The sequence below is a fragment of the Paenibacillus turpanensis genome, assembly GCF_011421635.1.
GTDB lineage: Bacteria > Bacillota > Bacilli > Paenibacillales > YIM-B00363 > Paenibacillus_AK > Paenibacillus_AK turpanensis.
On record NZ_WTLI01000008.1, the window covers coordinates 76,543 to 94,004 of the forward strand.

Below are 17,462 nucleotides of genomic sequence, written 5' to 3' on the forward strand. Positions count from 1 at the left end.
CGGATCCCTTCCGGGGAGGAAATCATGACAACAGTGTTGCTTGTGGAAGACGATGACAGTATCGCATTAATGATCCGAGAATTTCTGGAAGGAGAAGGGTATCAAACGATACGAGCGGACAGCGGGCTGGAGGGTCTGCGCGTCTTCTGGGAACGGCAGCCGGATCTCGTGGTGCTGGATGTGATGCTTCCAGAGATGGATGGCTTAACGTTATGCCAAAAGCTTAGAGAGCGCTCCCATGTTCCGATACTCATGCTCTCGGCCAAAAATGAAACGAACGATAAGGTGAATGCGCTTCAACAAGGAGCCGATGATTACCTTAGCAAACCGTTCAGTCTAAAGGAGCTGGGAGCAAGAATTATGGCGCTGCACCGCCGAGCTAGCCGGACAGGTGATAAAGCAACGCTTGTCAGCGGCACTGCAGTAAGTGATGGTGAGCTTGGGCTTGACGATTCAAGGCGAATGCTCCTGATCCGCGGCAAAGAAGTGCATGTAACGTATTCGGAGTACGAAATTTTCAAGCAGTTTTGGACCCATCCGGGAAAGGTGTTTTCTCGTGACGAGCTGTTGAATAAGATAAGAGGCATTGATTCCTTTGTGACGGAACGATCTGTCGACGTGCATATTACGAACCTGCGAAAAAAAGTTGAAGTGGATCCGAAGGAACCTGTTTATATTAAAACGGTTTGGGGAGCTGGTTATAAATTCGAACGAAAACTGTAAAGAGCCTTGGCTTTTTGGCCAAGGCTCTTTACATCATAAATTAGAATAAAACGGTACGGCTGATGATAACAAGAAGGATGAAAAGCACCAGGATTGTGCCAGTAGAAGTGTAAAGACCAGCTGCGCCTGCTGCGTATGCCATGGAAGCTCACCCCTTTCTATCACCTTGCATTTCGAATGGGACGAAACTTAAGCGCCGAAAAGAACAGTACGGCTGATGATAACGAGAAGGATGAAAAGCACCAGAATTGCGCCAGTGGAAGTGAAAGCGCCAGTTGCGCCAGCTGCGTATGCCATGCGAGCTCACCCCCTTGCGTTGTATCTATAGCACTATATGGATGGACGGGCTCATCCGTATAGACGGCTGCCGGGGGTGAGCATAAAATGGGCTGTTACTGGGTTTTGAAGGGGCGAAAGAACTCCTTGGGCACATCCGATTCAAAGCGCATCGATTCGCCGGTAGTCGGATGCTGGAAAGCAAGCACCTTTGCGTGTAGGCCAAGGCGGCCTATTGGACGCTTGCGGGAGCCGTATTTCTTATCGCCAACGACAGGGTGTCCAATATCCTGCATATGAACGCGGATTTGATTTTTACGTCCGGTTTCAAGCTCTACCTCAAGCAGAGAAAATTCCGAGCTCGCTTGGAGCGTTTTGAAGCGGGTAACGGCATGCTGCCCGTCCCCGGGGATGCTGCTTGAATACATTAATAACGTCTTGCTTTCCTTAAGCCAGGAGGTAATTACACCTTCCGGCTTTTTGACTTTTCCTTCGACTAAGGCGATGTATGTCCGTTCTGTCACTGCTTCCTGCCAATTTGTTTGCAGCTTTTCCTTGGTCTGCTCGTTCTTGGCGAACACCATAACCCCCGAGGTATCGCGGTCCAGCCGGTGCACGACAAAGATGCGGTTCGCCGGGTCTGTTCGGCGTACATATTCGGTCAACTGGCGATAAGCGGTAATTTCTTTCTCTGTCGCAGAGGCGATGGATAATAAACCCGCATCTTTATGGATAACAAGAAGATCGTCATCCTCATGCAAAATGCGCACCCCAACCCAGACCATCGGCTCGGCTTTTTTTCCGGTATGGATCGTTACGCTTTGTCCTGGGTGCAGCGGGTGATTATGCTTCGTTACAGAGCGGCCGTCAACTTCAATTTGTCCTCTTGCGAGCATCGATTTTAAGGTGTTTCGGCCGAAGCGGTTCGCGTGCTCCAATACAAAGGCGAGCAGCTCGGAGGCTGAAGTCACCTCCCATTGAAGCGTCGTATTCGCTTTGGCCTGCTGCTTAACGGTCGAATCTTGACCTAAACTAGGCTTTCGAGAAGGAACGCGGGTTTTTATATGATTGGAGGCTTTTCCATTGCTTCGAGCAGGGGTACGGCTTTTCGGATTGCGATTTTTTGAGCTTTTATCGTTCATCGGCTCCTAATGGCTCCCTTAATTTTTTTCTACAATATAACATGCGGATGCGTTCATTCCAAATCCCACTCCTTGTATAAGGGAGAAGTCAATCAACGAATACTGTTAGAAGTTCAGTTAAGGGGGATAACAATGAATTTGCGTACCGGTACCTTTTTATGGCCGAATACGTTTCCGAATCATCCGGTTTACCCGAGGCTGGCGGAAGACATCGATTGTGATGTGGTTGTGGTTGGCGCAGGGGAATCGGGCAGCTTGACAGCGTATCGGTTAACCGAGAGCGGCGTTCGCACGGTTCTGATTGACAAAAGGACGGTGGGTGGCGGAAGCAGCGCGGCCAATACCGGACTTCTTCAGCTGCAAAACGACAAGTCGCTCGCTTCCTGCATTCATTCGTTTGGAGAGGCGCAGGGAGTCCGGTTTTACGAGCTGACTGCCGAGGCGGTTCAAGAGATCGGACACATTTCCCGTCAACTTTCTATTGATCCGGAATACATCCCGCGCTCGACCTTATATTTTGCAAGCGGCGCAAATGATGTGACGGCGTTAAAGGATGAGCATAAGCTGTTGATGAAATACGGTTTTCCGGCGGAGTATTGGGATGCAGAAGCCATTTCGCGGCATTTTTCGTTTCGCAAGGACGGAGCGATTTTTGTTCGGGATGCCGACGCAGAAATCAATCCGTTTAAGTTTGTGAACGGCTTGGTTGATAAGGCCCATGAAAAGGGGCTGCGCGTCTTTACCGATACCAAGCTTCAAAGGCATCGTTTCAATCAGGATGGGATCGAGCTGTATACTGATGGAGGATACCGCATCCGAGCAAAAAAGGCGGTATTTGCTTCCGGATACGAGACGCAGGAGATGAAGCGCAATGCGAATGCAGTACTGTTGAGCTGCTACGCTATGGCAACAAAACCGATTTCTGATTTTCCGGGCTGGTACCAAAGGTCCCTCATATGGGAGACGGCCAGGCCGTATCTATATATACGAACGACGAAGGATAACCGCATTGTAATTGGCGGCTTGGACGAGCAGACGAGCAACCCGGAGGAACGAGACCGAATGCTCACCCGCAAGAAAGAGCTGTTGTTGGAGGAGCTGGCAAAGCTGTTTCCCAAAATCGGTGCCCTCGAAGCGGAATACGCGTGGGCAGGAATGTTCGGGACGACGCATGACGGGCTGCCGATGGTCGGGGAGCAGGAGCAGTTTCCTCACTGTTATTTTGCGTTGGGATATGGAGGCAATGGAACGGTTTATAGCACGATCGTCTCCAAGGTAGTTACCGAGCTTATTGTAAAAGGAACGAGCAAAGATAAAGAGCTGCTGCAATTTCATCGCCAAAAACGACCGAGTGCTGTTCAGGTGTAGTGGATATTCCGCTGCGCCTTTTTTGTTGTTAAACATTTACAAATACAAGAACATATGTTCTAATAGGTGAGGAAAGCAAATTCGTAGATAGGGGATATAAAATGGAAAATACAATTGGAATCGCTGCTGTTCATCTTTCTTCCTTTCAGGTCGTGGGCTTTAAAGCCAGAACGACCAACCAAGCGGAAATGGAAGGCAGGGGCGTCATCTCTTCCATGTGGGAGCGTGTGTACCAGGAATCGGTTTTGGAAGAGATTCCCGGGAAAACATCGCCTGTTACTTATGCGATCTATACGGATTACGAGTCGGATGAAAACGGGGAGTATACCTTTGCGATAGGAACTGCGGCCGAGGGCAGGGAGGTTCCGAAGGATCTCGCCATTTTTGCAGTCCCCGAGACCTCTTACGTCGTATTTACATCAAGAAGAGGGCCGATTCGAGAGGTTGTCCTGGAAGCATGGCAGTACATTTGGGAATGGTCTAGGCAAAATAAGCGAGCGTTTGCTGTGGATTTTGAACTATACGATGAACGTTGTCAGGATCCAGACAACAGTCAAGTAGATATTTATATTTCGGTTTAGCATTCCTCGCATAGAACCTTCCTCCATTGGACATACTTGCGGTAATCAATTGAACTTTACGGTGCCGAAACATGTATGCGCTTCATCGTAAGCGTTCCCTTGGAGGGATAACAATGATCTTGTATCATACCGCGATTTGGATGGAACAGCGTTCAAGGCTTATGGAACAAATGGAAGAGGCAGACGGAGACGTCAGCTTCTTCATGTACCGCAAGCAGCGGCTGGATGAAATGATGCGGGAGCGGACTGGACGGTGGATGAAAGGCAGCTGGCAGGAAGAACACTTTCCGGCCTTATTGTTGGAAGCGGGAGGCGAGTCGTTTCCGATCGTGCTGGACGAGCTGTAGGCCAAGCGGTACAATGAGGGCTGGAGGGATAAGCCTTGAACGTTGTTTTAGCAACTTTAAATGCAAAATACATTCACACTTCGTTGGCACTGCGTTATTTGAAGGCCTTCTGCGAACCGGAGTTTCCGATCGAGATGGCGGAGTATACCATTAAGGATCCGACGCTCAACATTGTATCCGACCTGTTTGGCCGCAGCCCGGATGTGGTCGGTTTTTCATGTTATATATGGAACATTGAAGAAACGGTTACGATCGTTCGCATGCTAAAAAAGATTCGTCCCGAGTTAACGATTGTACTCGGCGGGCCGGAGGTTTCTTACGATACGGAATACTGGATGAACCGACTGCCCGAGGTGGATTTTATCGTTGTGGGCGAAGGAGAAGAAACGTTCCGAGATTTTCTAAGAACGTACCAAGGGGATCGAAAGTACCATTTTGTGTACGGTTTAGCCTACCGGAAGGGCGAAGAAGTAATTATTACGCCGCCACGTCCAAAGCTGGGTCTGGATGAAATCCCGAGCCCGCACCGCTTTGCGGAGGATTTGCCGGCGATTGCCAATCGCGTCGTCTATTTCGAGACGAGCCGGGGATGTCCGTTTTCCTGCCAGTTTTGCTTATCGAGTATTGAAGTGGGCGTGCGGTATTTCAGCATGGAACGCACAAAGAGCGATTTGCTCTTTTTGATTCAATCCGGCGCGAAGCTGATTAAATTTGTGGATCGGACGTTTAATATTAAACGGGATTATGCCCTGGAAATCTTCCAGTTTCTGATTGATAACCATGCCGGCTGCGTGTTCCAGTTTGAGATTACAGCGGATATTATGCGGCCGGAGGTGCTCGATTTTCTCGCGGAGCATGCGCCGCCGGGAATTTTCCGCTTTGAGATCGGCGTGCAGTCGACGAACGATACGACGAATGAAATCATTCAGCGGAAGCAAAATTTCGCCAAGCTGTCGCGTACGGTGACGAAGGTCAAGGAAAGCGGCAAAATTGACCAGCATCTCGACTTAATTGCCGGATTGCCGGAAGAGGATTACGGCTCGTTCCGCAAGACGTTTAACGATGTGTTTGCGCTTCGCCCTGAGGAGCTGCAGCTTGGCTTTCTGAAAATGCTTCGGGGCACCGGGGTTCGTCAGCGTGCAGCGGAATACGGGTACGTGTATATGGACCGGGCGCCATATGAAATTTTGGGTAATGATTTGCTGCCGTTCTCCGATCTCGTGCGGATTAAACGTGTAGAGGATGTGCTGGAAAAATACTGGAATGCACATCGAAGCGATTTGACGGTGGAGTTTTTAATCGAGCATGAGTTTGATTCTCCATTTGATTTCTTTCAGCAGTTCGGCGACTACTGGGAAAATCGCGGCTGGTCGAGAATCGGCCACCAGCTGGAGGATTTGTTTATCCGGCTGCGTGAGTTTTTACTGAAGCGCGGGACGGAGCGTATGGAAGTAATCGAAGGGCTGATGAAGCTTGATTATTTCACGCAGCATAAGCATAAGCCTCGCAAGGTATGGTGGGATTCCGTAGCGGCGAAGGAACGCCAGCAGCGGCTCCTGAAGCTTGCAGCAGAACGTCCGGAGCTTGTTTCGCCTGAGCTGGCGGCGTACGGCTGGTCGGAGAAGGAACTGCAGAAGCATGTTGTGTTTGAAATGCTGCCGTTTGATTTTGTTCGCTACCAGCAGGGTGAAGGAATGGATGTAAGCAGGCCGACAGCGGTAATGGCGCTGTACAGACCGGATGACGGTGTCAATGGGCGGCTCTTCCCGTTCTATGTAGAAGCATCGGCACGCGTATAAAGAACGAACAGAAGCACGTTATGCTTGAAATAAAATAACTCCTGTGGATCGAAAGCCGCTGTGCTTTCATCTGCAGGAGTTTTTTTGCTGTCTGTTATTTTTTCTCGACCGCGATCAAGTAGGGGGCCGCCGTTCTTTGATTGGCGAAGCGGTAAATTAGCGTCTGCGCCCGCTGCTGCTCAAGGCTCGAGGCCCAGCCGGCAACTGCGTCGGCTTCTTCCCCGCCGCCGGCGTGACCAGGATAGACCACGGCTGTAATGACGCCGCCGGGACGAAGGAGCGTCAACGCCGCTTCCAAGGCACGCAGAGTGGAGTCCGTGCGGGTAATGACGGACGGGTCTGCACCCGGCAAATATCCAAGATTAAACATGACAGCGGCGCATTTCCCATGCAAACCAGGGGGGATACTATCAAGCATGTCCGCATGATCGCGAAGCAGCAAAGTGATACGATTGCTGTCGAGTCCATGTTGTCCAAGTCTTTCTTGTGTTTGCTGCAGTGCTTCGGCTTGAACGTCGAATCCAAATACATGGCCTGTGTGCCCAACCAGCTTGGCAAGAACGAGAGTATCGTTCCCGTTTCCCATCGTGGCGTCGATGGCTAGGTCGCCCGGCTTAACCCGATCTTTTACAAGCACGTGTGCGAAGCTTAAAACCGATAAAAATCCCATTCGACTCACTCCATATGTTCTAAACTAAGCCGGCGAAAGCCGGAAGAAAGGGGTACCTTCTTACTATGCCGCAGTTTGATGTGCTGCAATGGATTATTTTTAGCGCTATAGTGTTGATTTGTATCGTGAATATGAGAGCGGACAGCGAACCGTTTACGCTCCGTCATACGGCGAATTTTGCTGTGCTCGGCATCCCGGCGGTGCTGTTACTGCTTTACGCGATGAAGGCGGCCCCGGGCTTATGGTGGTCCGTTGCCTCCAACCAGCTTCATCTTGCACATCCGTTCCAATGGAATGATTGGTTTCAATCCATTCCGTTTAACGACGGGTTGTTTGTGCGCGAATGGTTTCACCATCCGGCATGGGACAATATTATGAGGTGGGTTTACAATTATGGCTTCTACTTCCCGCTGTGGCTGCCCCTGATCCGCAGCTTTATGCTAAGGGACACCGTTCGGATTATGCGCTACACCTTTGCTGGGCATTTACTGCAGTATCCGCTCATCATTCTTTTTTATCAAACGATCCTGCTGCAGGAGGTTTGGTATGTACTCGGCATGCCGGACTTGTTGCAGCGCAGCTGGTCCAGTGAAAGTGAGAAGCTCGTCTATGTCATGAACTGCATGCCGAGTATGCATACCTCCATCGCTTTTGCGATGCTGCTGCTCGCCAGACGTGAAAAAGACGCCGTATTCCGCAATTTTATGACGGTTTACGGCGCGTTGATCATCTATTCTACGCTGTACTTGCGTATTCATTGGGTGCTGGATGTTGCGGCAGGCATGGTGTTCGCTTATGCGGTCGTGAAGCTCACCGATTTCCTTATAGATCGCGTCCCGTCCATCGCTTCCCTTGCCATGAGTCGCGTCTTGCGAGTTCGGCGTCAATGGCGTTAAGAACCTCCCACTTTTTAAGACTCCACATCGGCCCGATGAGCAAATTCCGCGGCGCATCGCCGGTTAAGCGGTGGACGACCATTTCCGGAGGAAGCATTTCCAGCGAATCAACGATGAGCTGAATATATTCATCTTGCTCCAGGAAGCGCAGCAGGCCAGCCTCGTACTGCTTGACCATCGGCGTCTTACGCATAAGATGCAGCAGATGAATTTTAATTCCCTGCACATCCATCTGGCTTACCTGCCGGCATGTTTCCATCATCATGTCATGCGTCTCGCCAGGCAGGCCGTAAATGATGTGGGTGCACACACGGATGCCGTGCTTGCGAAGCCTTTCGACTGCGTCCAGGTAGCAGGCGGTATCATGCGCACGGTTAATGAGCTCGGAGGTCGATTCATGCACCGTTTGCAGGCCCATCTCAAGCCATAAATACGTCCGCTGATTCAGCTCCGCCAAATATTCGATGACATCGTCGGGCAGGCAGTCTGGACGGGTGGCAATGGATAAGCCGACGACGCCGGGCTGCGCCAAGATGGTCTCGTAATATTCTTTTAGTTCAGGGAGTGGAGCGTAAGTGTTGGTGTAGGCCTGAAAATAGCCGATATATTTCGCGCTCGGCCATTTTTGATGCTGCAAATCGCGGACGCTGTTGAATTGAGTAACCAAGTCGTCGCGCCGGCTTCCTGCAAAATCGCCTGAGCCTCTAGCGCTGCAGAAGGTACAGCCTCCGGTGGCGATATTGCCGTCACGATTCGGGCAAGTAAACCCGGCATCCAGCATCACCTTGAATACCTTCGTACCGAACTGCTCGCGCATTTCGTAATTCCATGTATGGAAACGTTTATCTCCCCAAAGAAGCGGGGTCGATTGCTGATTAGTTAAGTTCATTATGTTCAAGCTCCATTCTAAGCAAAAATGCTGTAACCATTGTACCTGATTGACGTCCCGAATGCGAATGGCAGGGTGGACAAGCATTCGAAAATTCCGCCATTTTGGAAGCGTTTTCCCCTTGTATCACCTTACATGATGTGTTATATTAAAACCAAGGAAAATCAAGGGTTTTTCCTGAAAGTGCGGGTTCTTGTATAACCTGCCGGCACATCGCGCATCATACTAAAAAGTACCTAATTTTAAGTAAAGAGGTGACCGCTGTGAACACAACTGTCTCGATCCCGAAGGGCGAAGAAAAAGTCATGGTTGAACTCACCGTCAAAGAAGCAATGGCACTAACTGGTTATCGTTTCAATGAAAATCCGGACGTTATTAACAATGCGCGTAAGAAAATCAAGAAGCAGATCGAAAAAGAACAGCTTCACTAAGCTTAGACGAACTCACACCTCTTAAATCCGCTGTGCCGACGCACTGCGGATTTTTTGCTGCCTCAAGCTTTACAAACGCTCCCGCGTTGGGCACAATAGGGAGCATGCAGAGATTTGATAAATGGAGGACGTTATGTCACGGCTGAGACGAAGAAAGACGACAAAGGAATATTTGGAAAAGCTCGAGGAGCTGGTTGTACTGGACCCCTCGCAATATAAAGGCAAGTGGCAGCAAACCTTTGCCTCCTCATCCGACGAAGAGCTGCAGAAGAATCGTCCTCTGCGCATCGAGCTTGGTATGGGCAAGGGGAATTTCATTAGTGAAATGAGCGCCTTGCATCCGGAAGCCGATTTTATCGGAATGGATATGTATGATGAGCTGGTGCGTAAGGCGAGTGAGAAGGCCCAGGTTATTTGGGAGGAGAAGCGTTCCGAGCAGCCCTGGAACCTGAAGTTGGCGCTTGGAAATATTGAGCGGATCGAGCAGTTTTTTGCGCCGGGAGAGCTGGAGCGTATTTATTTGAATTTCAGCGATCCGTGGCCGAAAACGCGCCATGCGCATCGCCGTTTGACCCATCCCAATTTTCTGCGGAAATACATTGAGCTTCTAAACGAGGATGGAGAGATTCATTTTAAAACCGATTCCTTGTCGCTGTTTGAGTTTTCTTTAAATTCGTTTGCGGAGCTGGATCTAAAGCTGCGAAATATTTCGCTAGATCTTCATCGGAACGGCCCGGTGCCGGGAAATGTGATGACGGAATACGAAACGAAGTTTGTCGGCAGGGGCCTGCCGATCTACCGCTGTGAAGTGCTCATTGGAAGCAGAGCCATCGCCAAGCACCGCGAGCAGCAGGAGCAGATTAGCCGCAAAATGCAGGAGATCGCGGCAGACGAAGCGGAGTCCCAGGAGCACGACGAAGAAAATTAGAAAAAAAGCATTGCGCATGGCTGTCCGTCATTTCGGAACGCTGAATGCGTAATGCTTTTTTCGTTAATAAGGATTCATCGTTTTACGCTGCTCGGTCATGAAATACTTTGTAAGAATGGCGTAAAACCGCTGCAGGGAACGCCCATACGCCCATGCCGATGGGAGTGGAGTGAAAAACAGAAAAACCGCCTACATCGTGTAGGCGGCTTCTTCCTGCTGCAGCATCGCCATGATAGCGAGCGAGCTTTCTGCCGGATTGATTCCTTGTATAGTGCGATCCGTTTGAGGACGCTTGGCGCGGAAATCATCCAGATACATGCACAGCTTTTCAAACCACTCATCTACTGTGGACAAAGAACGGATCACATCGCCAAAGCCATTTTCCACAAAGTATTGGCAGTTTTCTTCCTCTTGACCGGGAATCGGCTTGTAGAACAGCATCGGAATTCCTTTCGTGAGAGCTTCCGAGCAGGTCATGCCGCCCGGCTTCGTAACAAGCAGATCCGATACTTCCATCCATTTATAAATTTCCTTTGTAAAGCCAAGCAAATGAATGTTCCGGTGCTGGAAAAGCGGATGTACGGCTAAACGCTGCTTCGCTTTTTCGTTGCTTCCAAGGCAAAATACGAGCTGAACGCGGTCCCGCCATTGGGCCATGCGTTCCAACACTTCCTCCTGGTCAACGAGGCCCCAGCCCCCTCCCATAACCAATACGGTTGGAAGAGGAGTCAGCCCCAGCTCTTTGCGCAGCTCATCGCGGTCCTGCGGCTGCCAAAATTGCGGATGAACCGGGATGCCGGTGACTTTGATTTTGTAGGGCGCAATCCCACGCTCCATGACTTTGCTTTTAACCTCGGGCGTGGACACTAAATATTGATTGGTCTCATGGCTGATCCAAGTGCCGTGGGCATCGTAATCAGTAATGACCGTACAAAGCGGAATGTCCATGCCGGAGCGTTTCATTCTGGAAATGACCGCATTAGGAAAAGGATGAGTGCAGACGACGGCATCCGGACGAAGCTGCCGAAGCACTGCCGCCGTTTGGGTATAGAACAGCCGATGAAGAGCCAGCTGGCTGAATCGGCCGATCCGCTTATTGTATTGCTTCCGGTATACCATTCCATAAAGCTTGGGCTGGGAGGTTACCGTTTTTTTATAAGCTTCAATAATTAATGGAGCGATGGTCGGGTGTAAAAACATACCGAGCTCGATCACCCGGGTTTGGATGTCCGGGGATAGTGCTTTGAGAGAGGCGGCAAGCGCGTGTGCCGCTTGCGTATGACCCGCGCCAAAGCCTTCAGACAAAAGCAATACCCGTTTTTTTCTCACCTGAGAGTCCCTCCTTAAGAGACAAACGCTACACGATAAAATGTGATACCGCCGCTCCGGCCCCAACGCCAATCACACAGCCTGCAGCTACATCGGATGGATAGTGAAGCCCGAGATACATCCGTGAAAAGCCGACAAGCATGGCAAGTGGCAGCAAAATAAGGCTCAGGATCGGTGCGGCAATGAGGAAAGGAGTTACGACGGAAAAAATCGCTGTTGTATGACCGGAAGGAAAGGAATGATCCTTTAGCGGTTTTTTGCATGCATTCGCTTCCGGCAGAACAAGATAAGGACGCAGTCTTGGATATTTTTTCTTTATGATGGCAACTGGAATATGGCTTAGGGCCAATGCGAGAAGCGCCTTGAGCGCCGTGCCGCTCCAGGGAGCAACCGCAAACAAGCCGATGCATAAGGTAGTGACGATCGTAATGGTTGCCCCGCCTAAATGGGTCAGCCTGGATAAAATAGCATAAGTTAGAGAAGTACTAATTTTATGATTGGCCCGCAAAAACATTTTGCGTTCATGGTCTTGAAGCCAAACGATCACACGATTCATGGAAAAGCGCCTCCTCAACGCATTGCGGTTCTACTCCCATTGTAGAAGGGGAATGTTAATACAATATCAACAGCGAATAAAAAAATATTGTTAAGTTTTAACTCAAGCTTACTTGGATTTAACAATTGCATCATATGATAGGACTAGGAACCGTCGAAGGAGGGAATTTCCAGATGCGAGTCGCAATATTTACGGATACCTTTTTGCCGGAAGTTAATGGTGTGGCACGTACACTTGGCCGTTGGACCAACTATCTCGAATCCCAGGGAATTGCCTGCAAAGTATTTGCTCCAAGCAGTGAGGAACGCTCGGAAGTGCGCAGAAGCGAAACCATGGTGGAGAGATTTTACAGTATACCCTTCCTATTGTATCCCGAGTGCAAACTGGCTATTCCAAATCCTCTCAATATTAAAAGAACGTTAAAAGAGTTTAAGCCGACGCTGATTCATGTGGCGACTCCGTTTAATCTAGGTTTGTACGGCGTTCACTATGCGAAAAAGCATCGGATCCCTTTGGTCGCGTCCTATCATACGCATTTCGATCAGTATTTGGCTCACTACAGGCTGGAATGGCTGGAAGCCATGCTGTGGCGTTATATGCTGTGGTTTCACCAAGACTGCCGAAAGGTTTATGTTCCTTCTCATTCGACCCTTACCCATCTCCAATCCAAAGGGTTCAATACGCCATTGGAAATATGGGGAAGAGGGGTTGATTGCTCGCGGTTCCGTCCCGACGTGAACCAGGCCCAGGTGCTTGCGGGCTTCGAGGCAGATCCATCGAAGTTCACCTATTTATATGTGGGAAGGCTCGCACCGGAAAAAAGCGTGTCCGTGCTGCTGGATGCGTTCCGCCAGCTCCCGCCAGAAATCGCGGGCAGATCGCAGCTGCTTATCGCAGGAGACGGTCCCTCGTACGATGAAATTGCCGAAAGCTTAGGTGAGTCTACGCAAATTAAGCTGCTTGGGTTCGTTCAGGGACAGCAGCTTGCCGATTTGTATGCAGCTTCAGATGTATTCGTATTTCCGTCGGCAACGGAGACCTTCGGCAATGTCGTGCTTGAATCGATGGCGGCGGGCACCCCAGTGATCGGCGCAAAGGCCGGCGGCGTGCAGGATAATGTGCTGCACAACCAAACCGGGCTGCTGTGTCCTCCGGGTGACGTGACTGCGTTCCGTGACGCCATGGTACAATTGTACCGCAATGCGGGACAGCGGCTGCTTATGTCGGCGGCCGGGCGGGCCTACGCGATGCAGCAATCGTGGCCCAGCATCTTTGACCGCCTGCTGCTAAGCTTCCGGGCAGCGGCTGAGGCCGACTGGAGCGAAGTTCAGCAGCATCAGCATTTGGTAAAGTGAAAACGGTCAGTTGCGATAGCATTGGTTATACGAGGGGGCTCCGCAGGGAGCGCCCTTTTTTTGCGTGCTGCGGCTAGATGTGTTGATGCGAGAAAAAGCTCGATTTATGGCAGATGGTTTCGCGCAGCAAGCCTTAGTGGATATTACTTACGGACCCAGATTGGATTTGGTTCCTTTGCCCGATGTAAACCGACAACTATTAACGGTAGAATTTTACATAATCTAAGGACAAGCTAGTTCTACCGAATCGATGGAGCTATTATTTTACTAGTAGTAGTATAACAAATCGCAAAGTTGTGAAGGAATGAACAGGGACCCGATTTTAAGAATGGACGTAATATTTGGGAAAAATGTTGCGTTTTGATGGTGCGTTTCCGGTCCTACCTATACCATGTGTGTTCATTTACTAGAGTGGGAGTCAGTTCAGCTTGCAGTTGAACCACGCGATCACGCAAAGAGGATTGCAGTGGGGATGCAACCATTTGGCGGTTGATTTCGTTAGGAAGAGTGAATGGAAATGGATTATCCCAGAAAAATGCAATAACTCGAAGCGCGATTAGATCAAATTTCGTGATCGAAGTAATAGCAAAGAAGCGGGCCCGGCACTAGAGGTGAATTTTGATGCAATTCGGATTCCACTTTGCCTTTGAAATGGCAAATATTCGAATCCGAATTATAAAATCAAAGAGAATCGATGAAAATAGGATGTAAGGCCAAATGTAAGCGTAAAATCGGTTCGCCGTTGATTTTGACAAAGACAAATAAAAAGAGGAAAATCAACAATCAGTGAAGCGGCGCACCAAAAAAAGATAATTCTTACGAAAGCCTTATAGAGAAAAGAATGGGTCATGGTCGTTTTACAAAAAAGGGGGCAATATCATGTTTGACTGGATCGTCATTGCAGCACAGATCCTGTTGGTTTTGGTTGGAGGGTACCAGCTTTTGCTGTCCTTTTTCGGCTGGCGGCTGCCGAAAAAAGAATCCGAGAAGCAATTTGAGCCGCAGAAATCGTTTGCCGTTTTAGTTGCCGCCCATAATGAAGAAGCTGTGGTCGGCGCGCTGATTGAAAATTTAAAGCAATTGAACTATCCGAAAAATCTTTATGACGTATTTGTCATTTGTGACAACTGTACGGACGGCACAGCCGACGTTACCCGCGCTCTGGGAGCACAGGCGATGGAGCGTAATGTTCCGAACCTCAGGGGTAAGGGATACGCGATCGAATGGATGCTGAAGAAGCTTTGGAAAATGCCTAGATCGTACGACGGGGTTGTTATTCTTGATGCAGACAACCTGGTCCATGAAGATTACTTGAGTGAAATGAACAACGATTTGTGCAGAGGATCCCGTGTAATCCAAGCTTATCTGGATACGAAAAATCCCGAGGACTCCTGGATTACTGCTGCCTATGGCGTTACGTATTGGTACTGCAACCGGTTGTGGCAGATGCCGCGCCGTAATTTAAAAATGGCGAACTTCCTTGGCGGTACGGGAATGTGCTTCGAGTCCCAGCTGTTGAAGGAAATGGGCTGGGGTGCGACAAGCCTTGTAGAAGATTTGGAATTTACGATGCGCTGTGTGGAACGCGGGATTTACCCGACGTTTAACTATAATGCAAGGGTATACGATGAAAAGCCGCTTACGTTTAAGGCTTCGGCTCGTCAGCGTTTGCGCTGGATGCAGGGGCATTTTGATGTGGCACGCCGCTATTTCTTCCCGCTGTTATGGAAGGGATTGAAGGAAGGCAGCTGGACAAAGATCGATACTGCCGTCTATTCGGTAAATGTGTACAACGTTCTGCTCGGCTTTATTTTTACGGCGATTCTGTGGGGCGATATTATTATCCACGGTGGAACCCAGACGCTTACTTCGCTGTATGATTTTGTGCCGACATGGATGTCGGGTGTGTTCACTCTAGTCATTTATGCGTTGTTCCCGCTGGCGCTTCTGATTGAAGGCGTCCGTTCGTGGAAGATGTATGCTTCGCTGATCACGTATCCTTTATTTTTATTGTCGTGGTATCCGATCACGCTGTATGCGTTTTTCACGCAAAACAACAAGCAGTGGAGCCATACGCAGCATACGCGTGTAATCCGTCTTGAGGATATTCACAGCAAGCAGGTTAGTTAATTAATTGTTTGACATAACGAATTCGGTATGTTAAAGTGTTCAAGTGATTAATGACAGTTTCATATGTGACGCAAGCAGAGGCGCCCGCTTCTCACCTGCCCGATATTCTCGGCTGGTTCGTCAATACGATGGATTGAACTTGGATGCATTTAGCTACAGCTTCTAATCGTTCCATGTAAACGAAATGTGGGCTCTCTGTGCCCACATTTTTTTGTTTTACCAGTAGATATGGAGGTGGCAGGCTATTTCTAAAGAGCATCAAATCAATGAAGAAATCCGCGCAAAAGAAGTGCGGCTCGTCGGACCGACAGGTGAACAGTTAGGTATTAAACCGTTTCGTGAAGCGCTGCAAATTGCAGCGGACCAAAACTTGGATCTCGTAAACGTGGCACCAACCGCAAAGCCTCCGGTTTGCCGGATCATGGATTACGGCAAGTTCCGTTATGAGCAGCAGAAGAAAGAAAAAGAAGCGCGGAAGAACCAAAAGATCGTCGAGCTTAAAGAAGTGCGCTTCAGCGCTACAATCGATGAACACGACTATCAGACCAAACTGCGTAACGTGCTGAAGTTCCTGAAGGACGGAGATAAAGTGAAATGCTCGGTTCGTTTCCGCGGACGCGAGATTACACATGCCGACGTAGGGCAGCGGGTGCTGGAGCGGGTTGCGAAGGAAGCGGAGGAAGTATCCGTCGCTGAACGCAGACCGAAGCTGGAAGGCCGCAGTATGATTATGATTTTGGCTCCTAAAGCTTGATAAATTAATTTGGAGGTACGTTAGCATGCCGAAAATGAAGACGCACAGCAGCCTTAAAGGCCGCTTCAAAATTACCGGTACAGGAAAAGTAATGCGCCATAAAGCACATAAGAACCACCTGCTTTCGCATAAGAGCAACCGCACTAAGCGCGTTCTTTCCACACAGCCTGTTATGGCACCTGGCGATGTTCGCCGTCTGAAGCAGCTTCTTGGACAAATCAAGTAATTTGATAATCGACCGAAATACTCAGGGAGGTATTTACTATGGCAAGAGTTAAGGGCGGGTTCGTTACCCGTCGTCGTCATAAAAAAATCTTAAAGCTGGCGAAAGGCTACTACGGCGCGAAACACCGCTTGTTTAAGATGGCTAACCAGCAAGTGATGAAGTCCCTTATGTACGCATACCGGGACCGTCGTCAAACAAAGCGTAACTTCCGTCGTCTTTGGATCGTACGGATCAACGCTGCAGCACGCATGAACGGTCTTTCCTACAGCAAGCTGATGCACGGCTTGAAGCTTGCAGGTGTGACTATGAACCGCAAAATGCTTGCTGAGCTTGCTGTAAACGACATCAACGCGTTCAACAGCCTTGCAACTGTAGCAAAAGAAAAAGTAAACGCGTAAACCACGCGTTGTGAAGGCCGCTATTCTTGATGGATAGCGGCCTTTTTTCATGGTACCAGAATTGAACTGTGCCGTGAGTTTTTGTCCATTGGTCAAATTTGATGATTGAAAATTCGTTCCAACGGACAATCTATACGCGGGATGTCAAGCGGATGGATCCGATAAATTTGCGGTGGCAAGCGAACAGAAAACAGCTTGACGAACCGATCTCGGAAACCTATAATAACTTTAAACCAATTGCAACTGTAATCGGCAATGATGAGGACGAAGTGTTAAGGGCTCTTGTGAACAGAGAGCAGGTGGATCAGCTGAAACCACGGCCATAACCCCTTAATAACGAGCTCACCTCGGAGCTGTTTTCCTGAAAGACGGATGGCGAGAAGCCTTCGATCTGTTTATTAGGGAAAATCGTCAGGCACACGTTACCGTGCCGAGGTAATCATAGTCTCTGCGACTATTGTATTACCTCCTAAGGGTTTGCCATCGTGAGGTGGCAGCCAAATGATGGGTGGTACCACGGAAGCTCAACCCCTTTCGTCCCGTACGCAGCTTCGGCTGAAGTGCGGGAGAAAGGGGTTTTTTGTATTCATTTTTATCAATATGGTTTCAAAAACGGTTTCATTATTTTGAGTTACAAGACAACATTAGCATAGACGAATAGGAG

General features: G+C 49.4%; 21 protein-coding genes. 14 read left to right on the forward strand and 7 right to left on the reverse strand.

Annotation, left to right across the window (positions count from 1 at the left end):
• The first annotated feature begins 24 nt into the window (after positions 1-24).
• Positions 25-723, forward strand: coding sequence for a response regulator transcription factor (locus GQS10_RS09095; RefSeq protein ID WP_166241237.1), 699 nt, complete (start codon positions 25-27; stop codon positions 721-723).
• Between the two features lie 40 nt (positions 724-763).
• Here the strand turns inward: GQS10_RS09095 and GQS10_RS23120 are convergent, their stop codons facing one another.
• From GQS10_RS23120 to GQS10_RS09105, 3 genes are all read right to left on the reverse strand, one after another.
• Positions 764-865 (reverse strand): YjcZ family sporulation protein, encoded by a 102-nt coding sequence (locus GQS10_RS23120; protein WP_243735066.1) that lies wholly within the window; start codon positions 863-865, stop codon positions 764-766.
• A 47-nt stretch (positions 866-912) separates the two neighbouring features.
• Positions 913-1,020: a sporulation protein YjcZ gene (locus GQS10_RS09100; protein ID WP_166241239.1), complete on the reverse strand. Its 108-nt coding sequence runs from the start codon at positions 1,018-1,020 to the stop codon at positions 913-915.
• 95 nt (positions 1,021-1,115) lie between these two features.
• Positions 1,116-2,141 (reverse strand): RluA family pseudouridine synthase, encoded by a 1,026-nt coding sequence (locus tag GQS10_RS09105; RefSeq protein WP_166241241.1) that lies wholly within the window; start codon positions 2,139-2,141, stop codon positions 1,116-1,118.
• 132 nt (positions 2,142-2,273) lie between these two features.
• On the opposite strand from GQS10_RS09105, the gene GQS10_RS09110 reads away from it, so the two are divergent.
• The 4 genes from GQS10_RS09110 (at position 2,274) to GQS10_RS09125 (ending at position 6,236) form a co-directional block, all read left to right on the forward strand.
• Positions 2,274-3,509, forward strand: a complete 1,236-nt coding sequence (locus tag GQS10_RS09110; protein WP_166241243.1) for an NAD(P)/FAD-dependent oxidoreductase — start codon at positions 2,274-2,276, stop codon at positions 3,507-3,509.
• Positions 3,510-3,610: 101 nt separating this feature from the next.
• A complete protein-coding gene (locus GQS10_RS09115; protein ID WP_166241245.1) occupies positions 3,611-4,090 on the forward strand; it encodes a GyrI-like domain-containing protein in 480 nt (159 codons plus the stop codon).
• A 113-nt stretch (positions 4,091-4,203) separates the two neighbouring features.
• Positions 4,204-4,437, forward strand: coding sequence for a hypothetical protein (locus GQS10_RS09120; RefSeq protein WP_166241247.1), 234 nt, complete (start codon positions 4,204-4,206; stop codon positions 4,435-4,437).
• A gap of 35 nt (positions 4,438-4,472) precedes the next feature.
• Positions 4,473-6,236, forward strand: coding sequence for a B12-binding domain-containing radical SAM protein (locus tag GQS10_RS09125; RefSeq protein WP_166241249.1), 1,764 nt, complete (start codon positions 4,473-4,475; stop codon positions 6,234-6,236).
• 94 nt (positions 6,237-6,330) lie between these two features.
• Here the strand turns inward: GQS10_RS09125 and mnmM are convergent, their stop codons facing one another.
• Complete coding sequence (mnmM, locus tag GQS10_RS09130) at positions 6,331-6,906, reverse strand: tRNA 5-(aminomethyl)-2-thiouridylate-methyltransferase MnmM (RefSeq protein ID WP_166241251.1); 576 nt, start codon at positions 6,904-6,906, stop codon at positions 6,331-6,333.
• Positions 6,907-6,971: 65 nt separating this feature from the next.
• On the opposite strand from mnmM, the gene GQS10_RS09135 reads away from it, so the two are divergent.
• Positions 6,972-7,802, forward strand: coding sequence for a phosphatase PAP2 family protein (locus GQS10_RS09135; protein WP_166241253.1), 831 nt, complete (start codon positions 6,972-6,974; stop codon positions 7,800-7,802).
• Here the strand turns inward: GQS10_RS09135 and mnmL are convergent.
• A complete protein-coding gene (gene mnmL, locus GQS10_RS09140; RefSeq protein ID WP_166241255.1) occupies positions 7,729-8,691 on the reverse strand; it encodes a tRNA modification radical SAM protein MnmL/YtqA in 963 nt (320 codons plus the stop codon). The two genes, GQS10_RS09135 and mnmL, sit on opposite strands and share 74 nt — an antisense overlap.
• A gap of 263 nt (positions 8,692-8,954) precedes the next feature.
• Between mnmL and GQS10_RS09145 the strand changes: the two genes are divergently transcribed.
• Together GQS10_RS09145 and trmB are read left to right on the forward strand one after the other, a co-directional pair.
• A complete protein-coding gene (locus tag GQS10_RS09145; RefSeq protein WP_166241127.1) occupies positions 8,955-9,122 on the forward strand; it encodes a hypothetical protein in 168 nt (55 codons plus the stop codon).
• A 133-nt stretch (positions 9,123-9,255) separates the two neighbouring features.
• A complete protein-coding gene (gene trmB / locus GQS10_RS09150) occupies positions 9,256-10,050 on the forward strand; it encodes a tRNA (guanosine(46)-N7)-methyltransferase TrmB (protein ID WP_166241257.1) in 795 nt (264 codons plus the stop codon).
• 189 nt (positions 10,051-10,239) lie between these two features.
• Here the strand turns inward: trmB and GQS10_RS09155 are convergent, their stop codons facing one another.
• Both GQS10_RS09155 and GQS10_RS09160 read right to left on the reverse strand, forming a co-directional pair.
• The gene (locus tag GQS10_RS09155; protein WP_166241259.1) at positions 10,240-11,379 is read right to left on the reverse strand and encodes an MGDG synthase family glycosyltransferase; all 1,140 of its coding nucleotides are present in this window, start codon (positions 11,377-11,379) and stop codon (positions 10,240-10,242) included.
• Positions 11,380-11,407: 28 nt separating this feature from the next.
• Positions 11,408-11,935 carry a phosphatase PAP2 family protein gene (locus tag GQS10_RS09160; RefSeq protein ID WP_166241261.1) on the reverse strand — a complete coding sequence of 176 codons (528 nt, stop codon included), beginning with the start codon at positions 11,933-11,935 and terminating at the stop codon, positions 11,408-11,410.
• Between the two features lie 173 nt (positions 11,936-12,108).
• Between GQS10_RS09160 and GQS10_RS09165 the strand changes: the two genes are divergently transcribed.
• From GQS10_RS09165 to GQS10_RS09190, 6 genes are all read left to right on the forward strand, one after another.
• Complete coding sequence (locus GQS10_RS09165) at positions 12,109-13,290, forward strand: glycosyltransferase family 4 protein (protein WP_166241263.1); 1,182 nt, start codon at positions 12,109-12,111, stop codon at positions 13,288-13,290.
• An 879-nt stretch (positions 13,291-14,169) separates the two neighbouring features.
• Positions 14,170-15,420: a glycosyltransferase family 2 protein gene (locus GQS10_RS09170; protein WP_166241265.1), complete on the forward strand. Its 1,251-nt coding sequence runs from the start codon at positions 14,170-14,172 to the stop codon at positions 15,418-15,420.
• 289 nt (positions 15,421-15,709) lie between these two features.
• Complete coding sequence (infC, locus tag GQS10_RS09175) at positions 15,710-16,174, forward strand: translation initiation factor IF-3 (protein WP_341805033.1); 465 nt, start codon at positions 15,710-15,712, stop codon at positions 16,172-16,174.
• A gap of 25 nt (positions 16,175-16,199) precedes the next feature.
• Positions 16,200-16,400: a 50S ribosomal protein L35 gene (gene rpmI / locus GQS10_RS09180; RefSeq protein ID WP_166241267.1), complete on the forward strand. Its 201-nt coding sequence runs from the start codon at positions 16,200-16,202 to the stop codon at positions 16,398-16,400.
• 38 nt (positions 16,401-16,438) lie between these two features.
• On the forward strand, positions 16,439-16,798 hold the full coding sequence (gene rplT / locus GQS10_RS09185; protein ID WP_166241269.1) for a 50S ribosomal protein L20: 360 nt from the start codon (positions 16,439-16,441) through the stop codon (positions 16,796-16,798).
• Between the two features lie 101 nt (positions 16,799-16,899).
• Entirely contained in the window at positions 16,900-17,124 is a 225-nt protein-coding gene (locus GQS10_RS09190) for a hypothetical protein (protein WP_166241271.1), read from the forward strand.
• Positions 17,125-17,462: the final 338 nt, after the last annotated feature.